The organism is Flavobacterium phycosphaerae, from assembly GCF_010119235.1.
Lineage (GTDB): Bacteria > Bacteroidota > Bacteroidia > Flavobacteriales > Flavobacteriaceae > Flavobacterium > Flavobacterium phycosphaerae.
The window spans coordinates 2,082,427-2,095,496 of record NZ_JAAATZ010000001.1 but is presented as its reverse complement, the minus strand read 5'-3'; the positions used below and the strand labels follow the sequence as shown (position 1 = coordinate 2,095,496).

The following is a 13,070-nucleotide window of genomic DNA, read 5'->3' as shown; positions in this document are numbered from 1 at the left end:
ACCCACTATGCTTAAAAAATCCATAATTTATTGGCTGAAAAAATATTTTTACAAACTTAAGCTTAGTTCCCAACTGTCTTCTTCTACTCAAATCCAGCAATTGTATTTGTATCATTATTACAAAGATTGTCAACGGAATGCTACTTTACCCAAATTCAATGAAACCGGATTTAAGGTGTTCTCTCAATTTGAGGAAGATGGCAAGTTGCTTTACATTTTTGCTCTGTTGGGTATGGGAAACAAAACCTTTGTCGATTTAGGTTCCAATGACTGTGTAAATAGTAATTGTGCCAATCTTGTGGTGCATTTTAATTGGAAAGGTTTGTTTGTTGACGGAGATAAAAAACTGTTGGAAATTGGAAAACGCTTTTACAAAAAAACACCGGATGCGTGGAGTTACAAACCTAAATTTGCCACTTGTTTTTTAACCAAAGACAATGTCAATCAGCTCTTGAAAGACAATGGTTTTGAAGGTGAAATTGAATTTCTTTCCATTGATATTGACGGCAATGACTACTGGATTTGGGAAGCTTTAGAAGTGATTCAACCCAAAGTAGTCATGATAGAAAGTCAGGTGGTTTTCGGAAATCAGAATTTGGTTGTCCCTTATCAAGAGCATTTCAAAGGTGACGTGAACAACAACCATTATTATGGTGCTTCGAGTTTGGCTTTGCAAAAATTAGGTCAAAAAAAGGGCTATCGATTAGTAGGTTCTAATGAAAACGGCAACAATTTGTTTTTTGTAAAAAAAGGGTTAATCGAACAGGAACTTCCCGAAATTACTGTAGAAGAAACCTTGCGCCATCCGTTTGCTACCGAACAATTCAAGCACTTTGAAGCCATTAAACACCAACCCTATTTAGAAGCCTAAGCCTCTTTTGAGTATCTTTGGACACAAATCAAAACTATGCCGTTTTTTACTGTTGTCATACCGCTTTTTAATAAAGAGACATTTATTGTAAATGCCATCAACAGCATACTGAATCAAACTTTTCAGGATTTTGAAATTATAGTGGTCGAAGATGGTTCAACCGACAAGAGTTTGGCCAAAGTTACCTCGATTCAATCGGATGCAATTCAAATCATCCAACACGATAAAAACAAAGGGCTTTCTGCGGCCCGAAATACCGGAATCCAAAAGGCGAAAGCTGATTATATTACATTTCTAGATGCTGATGATGTTTGGAAACCCCATTATTTAGCAAAAATTCATTCTCTTATTGTCCAATTTCCGGAAGCGCAACTGTTTGCCACCAATTATGAAGAATTGCATCAGAACAATATTGTACTGGTAAGTAAAAACGATAAGATTCCAAAAACAGACAGCCTTATTCCTGATTTTTTTGATTGTAATTTGGCTCGTCCGATTTATTTTCCGGGAAGTTTGTGTGTGGCTAAAACGGTCTTTAAAGCCATTGGTTCTTTTGATGAATCGATAACATTTGCGGAAGATGTTGATTTCAACATACGGGCCAATGCACAATTCCAATTAGCTTATTCTCCGGAAGTTATGGTTACCTATACCCTATTTTCAGAAAATCAAATTACCAATAGCCGCTTTAGTTCTAAAACCATTCCCAATTTTAATGCTTATGAAGCGATGGCAAAGACAAATCCGAGTTTGAAAAAGTATTTGGATTTTAACCGTTACATCATGGCTCGGAGTTACAAAATGGAACAGCATTGGGAAAATTACAAGAAATTAAAAAACGAAATTGACACCAATAGTTTGAATTTCAAACAACGCTGGCTTTTAAAGGCACCTGTAACTTTATTGGTTTGGGTAAAGAAAATAAAGTTGTTCTTTATTGGAAAAGGAATTTCAATTACAACTTATGATTAGCTTTTAAATAAGTTATAAATTCATCAAAATTGCGAATATAATCTTCCTCTGAAAAAACATCCGAAGCCAACACCAAGCACACTGATCCTGAAGAAAAATTTTCTAATTCGCGCCAAATATTGGATTTAATGAGCAAACCTTTATCCGGTTTATTGAGTGTTACCGTTTGCTTTTCTTTGCCATCATCTAACAGCACATCAAAACTTCCTGAAAGCGGAACCAACAACTCTAATTGTTCCTTATGGGCATGCCCCCGCGCGATGCAGTACTCGGAACATCAAATAAATAATACACTCTTTTAATTTCAAAAGGGACAATGTCTTTTTCAATTACAGCTATGTTCCCTCTGTAATCTTCTATTTTCGGAATGTTGACAATCGCAATGTTCATGGTGCTAACTTACAGTATTTTTCAGTAATTCTGTCCATTGTTTCCCAATTATTTCAATGTCAAATTGTGCTACACTTGCCTTGGCATTTTGCTTGCAGTATTGGTATAAATTTTCGTCTTCAACTATTAAATTCATAGCTTCCGAAAGCTTATCAAAATTTTGATTCTCTATTAAAAGTCCGTTTTGTTTATCTACTATAATTTCATTTGGCCCACTAAAACAGTCAAACGAAAGCACCGGAGTGCCCACGGCCAGCGATTCAATAATTACATTAGGAAACCCTTCATTTTTACTGGATAAAACCGTGAATAGTGCTTTTTGATAATACGTAAAAGGATTGGCCACAAACCCTTTAAACACCACTTTATCTTCTAATCCTAATTGCTGAGAAAGGGCTTTATATTGAGCTTGATTTTTACCTTCGCCCAGCATGATTAATTTGATATTTTTATCGGGCAAAACCGATTGCGAATAGGCTACAATCAATTTATCAAACTGCTTTACCTCATCATTCATTCGTCCGATAGCCAAGATAAATTGGTCTTCCTCGCTTTCATATTCATTTTTTAAACGGTCGATGGTTTTCAAATCAACCGGATTGTAAATCTGATTTACCTTTTGTGCCAAATTTTTATCTAAAATAGCTTGCTGAATCGCTTTAGAAACTGCAACAATCTTGCTTTTTTTATAAATCAACCGAGCTAAAAAAGTCGACTTTGGGAAATAAAAATCCAGAATACCGCTATGAACTGTATAGAAAGTGTTTTGTGGATAAATGCCTTTGGAAAGTAGTAGTTCTAAAGCAAAACCGGTTCGCATTCTGAAATCAATGACCGCATCAAAACGCCCTTCCTTTATGAATTTTTTCAGGGCAAAAAAACGATTTACTTTTCTTGTGATGGCATTAGAATTGGGATGAATCGTTCCTAAGTTTACTAAAGTGCCGGAATAGTCATAAACCACCATGTCGGCAAAAATACAATTGTGGACTTCAAAGCCCGACTCTTGAAAATAGACGGATAACAAAGCGTGTACTTTTTCGGCACCACCATTAGCGAAGCTATCACCGATGAGTGCTACTTTGTATCCTTTATTTTGTTTTATCATTGCTGATTGACTATTTTCGTAACAAATATAATGATTCATGCGGATTTTACTTCTTGGCGAATACAGTCGTTTGCACAATTCTTTAAAAGAAGGATTGAAAGCACTTGGTCACGAAGTAATTTTGGTGGGCAATGGTGATGGCTTTAAAAACTATCCGGTTGATTATTCCATCAAAGCCAAATGGTGTACCAGTAAACTTCTGGCTGTTCCGAGACAAATTATCCAACGGGTTTTCAAATTGGACATTGCGTCTTGGGAGCAAGGCATTCGGTTTTATTTGTGGCTGCCCAAACTGAGAGGTTTTGATGTGGTGCAATTAATTAACGAGAGTCCGATACAAACCAATAAACGCCTGGAACTTTATCTTTTAAAAAAAGTGGTGAAACAGAACGGAAAATTATTCCTGTTATCCTCGGGAGTTGACTATCTGAATGTGCAATTTTTATTAGAAAAGAAACCTCAAAAATCATTGCTCCAACCTTATTTTGAGAACCCTGATTTAAAGAAAGAGTATCAGTATGTTCTTGATTATTTGTCTGAAGGAAATTTAAAAATCCATGATTTCATTTATCAAAACTGCGTTGGTATCATTGCTTCTGATATGGATTATGTGTTGCCATTAAAAGAAAATCCGAAATTCTTAGGGTTGATTCCCAATCCTGTACTTTGTGCCGACTTGCCTTTTATTGAACTTCCTGAAAACAATCGCATTGTTATTTTTATGGGGATAAATCAGTGGAATTACCATCAAAAAGGCATTGGTTATTTTGAAAAAGCACTGGCTACTATTGAGGAAAAATATAATAATCGCGTGGAGGTTATCAGAGCCAAAAATATTCCTTATCAAGATTATATTACGCTTTACAACAAGGCACACATTTTACTCGATCAAGTTTATGCCTATGATCAAGGGTATAATGCTTTGGAAGCAATGGCCAAAGGAAAAGTGGTGTTTACCGGAGCGGAAAAAGAGTTTACTGAATACTACAATTTAACAGAACCCGTTGCCATTAACGCCAAACCTAATGTAGATTATTTGGTAACGCAATTATCATTTTTAATTGATAATCCACAGGAAATTACCGCAATTGGAAAACGTGCCCGTACTTTTATTGAGCAAGAACACGATCCTATTAAAGTGGCTCAATTGTATTTAACCCGCTGGGGATTCTAAAATCAGTTACTATTCTTTTTCGTTTCTATTTATTTTTTCTTGGAGAAATTCTTTTAAATTAATCCTATGATTCAGTTCTTTCAACGAATACAGCACAGAGAGTATAAAAAGTAATGAAATGAAAACATACACATAAAGTGATTGAAAACTATAGATGATAAGGACGGCAAAAGTGCCCAGTAGTAAATTAGTAATTAGTAATTTTTTACTGGTGGCGAAGAAATGAAAATCATAATGTCGGTTGACTACTATATAAACGTAAATACCAAAAAAGACCAGATTGAATACCGTTGCTAAACCTAGTCCGAGCAAACCAAAATAACGATAAAGGACGATGGATAAAATTAAGTTCAGTATATCGCCTAGCAGTGCTTGTTTGAAGAAAAGCAATCTATCGCCTTTTACCAAAATAATATAGCCCAACGGAAATACTATCGCTTTTAAAATAACCGAAAACAATCCCAGTTTCAGGATTAGAAATGAATTTGAAAACTCGGCGGTATACAACAGTTTTATGATAACCGGTGCCAGAAGATACATAAGGATAATTGCAGGGGTAACTATTATAACAGCCATCTCAATTTGGTTATTCACCAATTGTTTTACTTTATCATTATCCATACTTATAGCCGACAGTTTTGGAAAAAAATCATAGGACATGGCGTTAAAAATCAACCCTAAATAATTAATTAAAATTACGGTACTCACTTCGTAATAGCCTAGTATTTGCAAGGAATTGCCATCAGCATTGAGGTATAATTTTATTAAAAAGTTACCCAGCTGTCCTAAGATTAAATTGATGGACATGAAAAATCCCAATTTGAAAATGGGAGAAGATGACGCATAAAATTCTTTGAATTTAAAAGGAGTTATTTTAAAAGAATACTGTCTGGTGAAATAAATTGTAACTGCGAATAAAACCACGCTTGAGTATAACATTACCCAGATGATGCCCTCAATTCTTAAAAAGTAATAGATGATTATGGTTCCTATGGCAATAAAAAAAGCTGCCGTAATATTGCAAATAGCCAACGTTTTAATTTTATTAACCCCTTGCAGTACAGCCATTCTGGCATTAGACAAACTCGTAATAATAAAGTAGAAAGACAATAAGTAAAACCAATATTGTTTTTCGGGAGTGCCAAAAGTAAAATTGCTCAGGGTTTTGCTAAAAAGTAACGATATCAGAGCGCCAAACAAACTAATGAAAACAGCCATCTTTTGCAACATCACCACTGTTTTATTTAAAGCCGTATTGTCATCAGAATTGGTAGCTAAAGCAACTTCTCGTGTGGCAATGGTTAGAAATTCAAAATTGGTAATCGCCGTAATTATGTTGACCGCATTATTTAAAAGCGAGACTAACCCCAATCCAACAGGGCCTAAATAAACCGCTACAAACTTTGAACTAATGATACTGATCAAAGTTCTAAATACCTGCATCATGCCAAAAACCCCAGTGGCTTTTAGAATAGAGCGATACGATGTATTGTTTTTTTTGTTCATTATTTTAGTTTCTCTCTTTCAAAAAATCAATCAATTTTGCAGCCCATAGCTATGTATTGATTTTTAAAACTTTGCATCCATTTTTTCCAATCCTTTGATACTATTCGTTTACCGGCATCGCCATCCAAAACTGTAGTGATTATCTGCTCGTCAATATCATTGGGAAGCGATGAGATAACATCCAGTTTGTCCTGCAACCATGCTTCATTCATCATTTTATTGAACATAAACATATCCACATTTTCACCAAAGTCTTCTTTATATTGATTGGTAGCCGAAGAAACAAAACCCGTTTTCAGGATTTCTTTTTTATATCGGGCATACTTCTTATCATGGCCTTGCTTAGCATAAAATTTTACGGCATTGTAAATCTGTAATCCTTCATCAATGTAGTTTTTATGATTTTGCCACAATTGAATAAAATAATCTTTGTTAAAAATGGCGCCTGCCACTCCGTATAAAGTATAGTAAGCTAAATGTCTTTCATCGGTATTAATTTTTAAAAGACGAAGTGTTTTTCGAATTTTAAAGCGGTCAAACTTGTAGAAAATAAAATAATACAACGCCGGAATAATGGTAAAAAGTTTTGGTTCCAAAAGCACTATATCCTTCTTTTCAGTAGTCGATTTGCTTTGAACCACCAAGGGATTTCCAACCCAAAACAATTTTAAAAGGGCGATATTGGCATCGGTCACTTCTTGGTTAACTGATTCTAAATCGATATCCTCAACAAACCAAATATCATCTTCTATCAGCATAAAATTTGGAGAAGCCTTTTGGGCCGAAGCTACCCAAAAATCTATAGGAATTGAATAGTCATCCGGACTTTTACCTAACCCAGTAGCCTGTTGTTTTTTTTCATACAACTCAGACTTTTCAATAATGATATGAGGATATTTAGCTTTTAGCTTATCTAAATAAATTTGTGGTGTACCATCATCTAACAAAATTATTTTTCCGCCACCCAGTTTTACATGTTTATCAATTGAATATAAACACCGGTCCAGATAATAAGGTCTGTTAAATGATTTTATCAGTATATCCATAATTTAGTTATAGATTTCTAATTACTTGGGCAGGATTTCCGACAGCCACCACATTTTCAGGAATGTCTTTTGTCACTATGCTGCCATTACCAATGACTGAATTTTTACCAATGGTAACTCCTTTTAAAATGGTAACGTTGTCTCCTAAAAAAACATTTTCCGCGATACAAACAGCCGCGGATTTTGGTGTTCCGGTGACTCTTTCATCAATGGCTAAATGATGCCCGTCATTATCCACTATAGCGCAATTATAACCAAGTAGTGCATTTTTTTCAATGATAATTTCTGTAAAAGCAACAGCTGAAAAACCGTTATTGATAGACACATTATCGCCTATACTAATTGCACTGTCTTTGCCTCTAGCTTCCAAATAAAAATAGTGCGTATAAAAATTTGGAGAATTTATAACCCCAATTTGTACATTCTTCCCAAAATTAATTTTCCCTTCCCCAACTAACAACAAAGGCTGATGAAGTATCGGCTTTCCCGTAACTCGTTTACAAGTTGAGAGCCATTGGTATTTCCAAATGCGAAATTGAACAAAAAGTATATTCTTAAATTTAGCTACCATAATCAATACCGGTTTAAAACTTGAATAACAAAATCTACCTCAGCACTTGTCATCACTGGGCTAATCGGAATACTCAGCACTTCCTGATGGATTTTTTCGGTGATGGGGAATGACATATTTTTCCAGTCAGAAAAAGCCTGCTGTTGGTGTGGCGCAATAGGATAATGAATGAGCGTTTCTATAGTATTTTGTTTCAAAAACTCTTGCAATGCTGTTCTGTTTTCTGTTCGAATAACAAACAAATGAAACACATGCTTATTTGAAAAGTCCCAAGTTGGTAATGTGATTTTATCATTATTGATTTCAGTCAAATACCGCTTGGCAATGGCCCGGCGAAGGTCATTTTCTTTATCCAAATGAGGCAATTTCACATTCAAAAAAGCCGCTTGTAATTCATCTAACCTGGAATTTACACCTATAAAATCATTATGGTATTTTTTCTCCGAACCATAATTTCGCAAAGCAAAGATAACTTTGGCCAAATCGGCATCATTCGTTGTAATGGCGCCGGCATCACCCAGGGCTCCTAAATTTTTTCCGGGATAGAAACTAAAACCGGCGGCATCCGACAGATTTCCTGCTCTTGCATTACCCAAAAGTGCACCATGAGCTTGGGCTGCATCTTCAATCACTAATAAATTGTGTTGTTGAGCAATCGCCTTTATCTTGTCCATTTCGGCAACTTGCCCATACAAATGAACCGGTAAAATGGCTTTGGTTTTGGGAGTTATTTTGGCCGAAATCAAATCGGGATTGATATTATAAGTTTCGAGATTAGGCTCGACAAAAATCGGGACTAAATCGGCTTGCAATACTGCTAATATACTGGCAATATATGTATTAGATGGCACCAACACCTCATCGCCTTTTTGCAATTTACCCAGTTGGATATAGCCTTTGAAAATTAATACTAATGCTTCAAGACCGTTACCCACTCCAATGCAATATTTTGTTCCGCAATAAGCCGCAAAATCAGTTTCAAAGGCACTGACTTCATCGCCCAAAATAAACCAACCTTTATCTAAAACCTGTTGCATTTTTTGATGAAAGGCTTCCTGATAAGGCCAATTGATTTTATGTAAATCGAGGAACTTTATCATAGCATTACATTTTCGAGTAATGAATAATTGACAGTTGCCACTTCATAGAAATCCTGAACAGTGGTTTTAGCATCAAAACTTTCTTTCCAATACAATAAACCTTCATTAATCTTTTGCCCATTGTCTTCGTGAGAAGTTCCAAAGTCGAAATAAGCCTTGTCCTGAAAAACTTCGGTCAGTAAATTATGGTGTAAAAAATCCAAACTTCCCAATTCATTTTTTTGGTCATTCCCCGAGATATATTGTGAATGCGCTACTTTTTCAGAAACAAAAACGGTGGTACCGGCTACCATCTTATTTTCATGATACACATTAAAATGTCGAATATTGTTGGGAAAAAGCAGTTGCAATTTGATGATTTCATTAGCTGTATGTACCGGTTTGGCGTTGTGCTTTTTTGCTAAGTTGGGCAACAATATGGCTTCCCAAAACTGTTCAAAATTGGTTTCTTCCTTTATAGTCAATCCTTTCTTTATGCCTCGTTGTATCTCCTGTTTCCGACTGGTTGAAAAAGATAACGGTTTGGTCATATCAACAACCGAAAGACAATCTCTTCTAATTAATTGTGCTTTTGCTAAAAACAAAGCGTATTCAATTTCTTCTGAAAAAGTAGTTGGGTAGATAGACGGCAACAATTTTAATTGCACTGTAGTCATTTGATTGTCATACAAAAACTGCAAAACGGTTTTGACAATCGCAATCACTTTACCTAATTTGATTTTAGCATCAAATACAAAACCACCATAAGTGAGGCCTTGGTGAGAATATAAAACGTTATTTACTTTATTAGCCGGAAGTATCGCAACTAATTTTTCTGCTTCAAAAACAAGCAACGAATAGTCAGAAAACCGATCCTGATGGTATTCCATAAAATTGCGATGAAACAAAAAAGTGGCATTTTTGGCACTGCTTACAAAAGCATTCCAAAGAGCAAAATCGTTGGCTTCATAACGTCTGACAGTATAGTTTTTCACAGGTTTTGTTTAGACATCGGAAAATTAAACATTTATTTTTAAAAACCTTGGTATTGTTAAAAATTAGATTTTCACGATTAATTGAGTAATTTTAGGCTTCTTAATTAGTATTCAGTGAAGGTAGAACGTTATTTAGTGGCATTTATTGTAATCATGAGCTGTTTTTTCTCAGCTTATGGACAAAATGTAACCTTATACCAGCAATTCAATGGCCGTTACGATTTCACCTTTGTGGGGAATACTATGAATTTGGGGGAAAATAATTTAACTATCGGTTGTGAAGATTTGGTTGTTTCAACTTCAGCAGCCGACTTAACGTTAAATCCTGATCAATTGATTGAAAAGGCTTATTTGTATTGGGCAGGTTCCGGAACCGGTGATTTTAATGTAAAATTAAACGGTATCGATATTACGGCTCAAAGAAATTTTTCGGTGATTTCTAATGATGAATTACCCTACTTCAGTGCCTTTGCTGATGTTACCACTCAAATACAGAGCACCGGAAACGGCACCTACACCCTTTCGGAGTTAGACATTTCACAAACCCTACTCACAGAAAGCGGCTATTGTCAGAACCGAACCAACTTTGCCGGTTGGGCCATGGTTATAGTCTACAGCGATGTTACTTTGCCTATCAATCAAATCAATATTTATGATGGATTACAAAAGGTACCAAATGATTTGGTTATTAATCTTAGCAGTTTGAATGTTTTGGATAATAATAATTCTAAAATAGGTTTCATTGCTTGGGAAGGTGATAGTATGTTAAACACAGAGCATTTTGAGTTTAACGGAATAGAATTGAGTAACGCATTAAATCCGGCTGATAATGTATTCAACGGTACCAATTCGGTCACAGGAAGCAATACCCTTTACAATATGGATTTGGACATTTATGATATTCAAAATTATATTAATGTAGGTGATGTTACGGCACAAATAAAACTCACTTCCGTTTTTAATCCTTTTCTTAATGGACGCGATTTCATTATGGTTAATACTGTAATAACCAAACTCAACAACCAATTACCCGATGCTACAATTGCTATAGATTCGGTAGCTAAAACATGTGATTCTAAAACCATAGTAGTGGATTATACGGTTTCAAATTTAAATGCAACTAATGCACTTCCTGCCAATACCCCTATCGCTATTTATGCTAATGGACAATTATTGCAAACTACTGCTACAACTACAATAATTCCTATTGACGGAACTTGGTCTTCACAAATATCTTTGGTTTTACCCAACACGATTGCGAACAATTTCACGTTACAATTTATAGTGGATGATACCGGAAACGGAACAGGTGTGGTCATCGAATTGCTGGAAAACAATAACAGTTTCACGCAATTAGTTTCTTTATGGACCTCGCCACTATATAATAGCATTCCGCCTCAATATTTTTGTACTTCCGATATAACCAATTACACGATTGACTTATCAGCTTATAGTTCTTCTGTTTTGGTCAATGCCTCAGACAGCATTCATTTTTTTACTTCGTTGAACGATGCGATGGCTAATGTTAATACAATTGCCAATAGCACTGCCTTTAATTTGACTAATCCGATTACGACAATTTATATCCGACTAGATAATCAGCATTGTTACAGCATTACTCCCTTGGAAATAAATTTAAAACCCTATCCCGGATTTATTACACCAAGCGACATGAGCATTTGCCGTGAAACTGCTGAGAGTGCTTTTGATATATCAGAATACCAAGAGTCGATTGCTGTCACTACTACGGATTTAGTTACTTTTTTCGAAACAATGCAAGACGCTAATGCTAACACTAATGCTATACAAACTATTGAGAACTACTTGCCTAATATAACTCCCAAAACCATCTTTGTACGTATTGATAATGGGTATTGTTTTAGCACAACTTCGTTCACATTAGCCTATTTTGACGTTCCGAAATATAACACACTGCCCAATTTACTTAGCTGCAACGAAGGATTGACGCAAGGAACTTTTGATTTTTCAGCCTATGAAACGTCTGTAAAACAAAGTCCAAACGATACGGTTCATTTTTATGAAAGTTTGGAAGATGCCGCCAACGAAGTCAATGCGGTTTCGGATGCCTATCATTATGTGGCAACCACAACACCCAAAACCATTTTTGTCCGAATTGATAATGAAAACTGCTATAGTATCACTTCCTTTTTAGTAACCACTCGAAACTGTCCGCCTACGGTATACAACTATATTTCGGCCAATAATGATTCGGTTAATGACAGCTTTGTGATTGATGGACTTAAAAATATTTTTCTGAATTATAAAATCGAAATCTACAACCGTTGGGGAAGATTAATCTGGACAGGAAATAAAGACAGTGAAAACTGGAGCGGATATGCAAGAGAAGGTTTTGACAGTACCAAAGCCCCTGACGGAACATATTTCTATCTCATCTACCTCAATGACAAAGACTATCCCGAACCTTTAAAAGGTTTTTTGTATTTGAATCATTAAGCTCAAAAAATCAAAAAAATCTGTAACTTTGACGTTTCGTATCGTTGCTAATCCAAAGATGAAACAAATAACCAGCGCTCAAAACCCGTTTATAAAATCACTTGTTTTATTGCAGGAAAAATCCAAAGCCCGCAAACAATCAGGCACCTTTTTAATTGAAGGCCTGCGCGAAATTGAATTAGCTTTAAAAGGAAACTACGAACTGGAAACCATTTTATTCGTTCCTGAGATTACCACTACTTCAATCCTCTCCAAATTTTCAGCCGAAGCACAGCCGAACAGAACGAAGTTAAATTTTCAAATCGACTTCATTGAAATCTCCAAAGAAGTCTATCAAAAATTGGCCTATCGCGATACGACCGAAGGGATTTTGGCCGTAGCCAAGACCAAATCATTATCGTTAACCGATTTACAACTTCCGGAAAATCCTTTAATTATGATCATGGAAGCTATCGAAAAACCAGGAAACATAGGCGCTATGCTTCGTACTTGTGACGCCGCCAATATTGATGCCGTTATCATTGCCAATCCTAAAACCGATTTATACAACCCCAATATTGTACGCTCCAGTGTTGGCTGTTTGTTTACCAATCAAATTGCCACTGCCTCCACCGAAGAAACCATAGCTTTTCTTCAGCAAAATAATATTAATTTTTACAGTGCCACACTGCAAAATTCAACCGCTTACCACACCCAAAACTACACGCAACCTACAGCCTTGGTCGTTGGCACAGAAGCCACCGGACTTTCCCCACTTTGGCGCGACAAAGCCACTCAAAACATCATCATTCCCATGCAGGGCGAAATTGACAGTATGAATGTATCCGTTGCTGCTGCCATTCTGATATTTGAGGCCAAACGTCAAAGAGGATTTAATTAATTA

The 13,070-nt window shown here is 35.8% G+C and carries 11 protein-coding genes and 1 pseudogene; 5 read left to right on the top strand and 7 right to left on the bottom strand.

Annotated elements, in window-relative coordinates; all coding sequences use genetic code 11:
• The first annotated feature begins 7 nt into the window (after positions 1-7).
• Both GUU89_RS09210 and GUU89_RS09205 read left to right on the top strand, forming a co-directional pair.
• The gene (locus GUU89_RS09210; protein WP_162127635.1) at positions 8-871 is read left to right on the top strand and encodes a hypothetical protein; all 864 of its coding nucleotides are present in this window, start codon (positions 8-10) and stop codon (positions 869-871) included.
• 36 nt (positions 872-907) lie between these two features.
• Positions 908-1,843 carry a glycosyltransferase family 2 protein gene (locus tag GUU89_RS09205; protein ID WP_162127634.1) on the top strand — a complete coding sequence of 312 codons (936 nt, stop codon included), beginning with the start codon at positions 908-910 and terminating at the stop codon, positions 1,841-1,843.
• On the opposite strand, the pseudogene GUU89_RS09200 reads toward GUU89_RS09205, so the two are convergent.
• Both GUU89_RS09200 and GUU89_RS09195 read right to left on the bottom strand, forming a co-directional pair.
• Positions 1,827-2,233: pseudogene (locus GUU89_RS09200) on the bottom strand (sugar 3,4-ketoisomerase). The gene GUU89_RS09205 and the pseudogene GUU89_RS09200 sit on opposite strands and share 17 nt — an antisense overlap.
• Before the next feature lie 4 nt (positions 2,234-2,237).
• On the bottom strand, positions 2,238-3,341 hold the full coding sequence (locus GUU89_RS09195; RefSeq protein WP_162127633.1) for a glycosyltransferase: 1,104 nt from the start codon (positions 3,339-3,341) through the stop codon (positions 2,238-2,240).
• Between the two features lie 37 nt (positions 3,342-3,378).
• Between GUU89_RS09195 and GUU89_RS09190 the strand changes: the two genes are divergently transcribed.
• Positions 3,379-4,515, top strand: a complete 1,137-nt coding sequence (locus tag GUU89_RS09190) for a glycosyltransferase (RefSeq protein WP_162127632.1) — start codon at positions 3,379-3,381, stop codon at positions 4,513-4,515.
• A 9-nt stretch (positions 4,516-4,524) separates the two neighbouring features.
• Here the strand turns inward: GUU89_RS09190 and GUU89_RS09185 are convergent, their stop codons facing one another.
• The 5 genes from GUU89_RS09185 to GUU89_RS09165 are packed head-to-tail and all read right to left on the bottom strand — an operon-like array spanning position 4,525 to position 9,712.
• On the bottom strand, positions 4,525-6,021 hold the full coding sequence (locus GUU89_RS09185; protein ID WP_162127631.1) for an oligosaccharide flippase family protein: 1,497 nt from the start codon (positions 6,019-6,021) through the stop codon (positions 4,525-4,527).
• A 26-nt stretch (positions 6,022-6,047) separates the two neighbouring features.
• A complete protein-coding gene (locus GUU89_RS09180; protein ID WP_162127630.1) occupies positions 6,048-7,067 on the bottom strand; it encodes a hypothetical protein in 1,020 nt (339 codons plus the stop codon).
• Between the two features lie 7 nt (positions 7,068-7,074).
• Positions 7,075-7,638: an acyltransferase gene (locus GUU89_RS09175; RefSeq protein ID WP_162127629.1), complete on the bottom strand. Its 564-nt coding sequence runs from the start codon at positions 7,636-7,638 to the stop codon at positions 7,075-7,077.
• A 2-nt stretch (positions 7,639-7,640) separates the two neighbouring features.
• On the bottom strand, positions 7,641-8,738 hold the full coding sequence (locus tag GUU89_RS09170) for a DegT/DnrJ/EryC1/StrS family aminotransferase (protein WP_162127628.1): 1,098 nt from the start codon (positions 8,736-8,738) through the stop codon (positions 7,641-7,643).
• Positions 8,735-9,712, bottom strand: a complete 978-nt coding sequence (locus GUU89_RS09165) for a GNAT family N-acetyltransferase (RefSeq protein ID WP_162127627.1) — start codon at positions 9,710-9,712, stop codon at positions 8,735-8,737. Before GUU89_RS09165 ends, GUU89_RS09170 begins: the two co-directional genes overlap by 4 nt.
• Positions 9,713-9,865: 153 nt before the next feature.
• Between GUU89_RS09165 and GUU89_RS09160 the strand changes: the two genes are divergently transcribed.
• Positions 9,866-12,187 carry a gliding motility-associated C-terminal domain-containing protein gene (locus tag GUU89_RS09160; RefSeq protein ID WP_162127626.1) on the top strand — a complete coding sequence of 774 codons (2,322 nt, stop codon included), beginning with the start codon at positions 9,866-9,868 and terminating at the stop codon, positions 12,185-12,187.
• A gap of 58 nt (positions 12,188-12,245) precedes the next feature.
• A complete protein-coding gene (locus GUU89_RS09155) occupies positions 12,246-13,067 on the top strand; it encodes a TrmH family RNA methyltransferase (RefSeq protein ID WP_162127625.1) in 822 nt (273 codons plus the stop codon).
• Positions 13,068-13,070 lie beyond the last annotated feature (3 nt).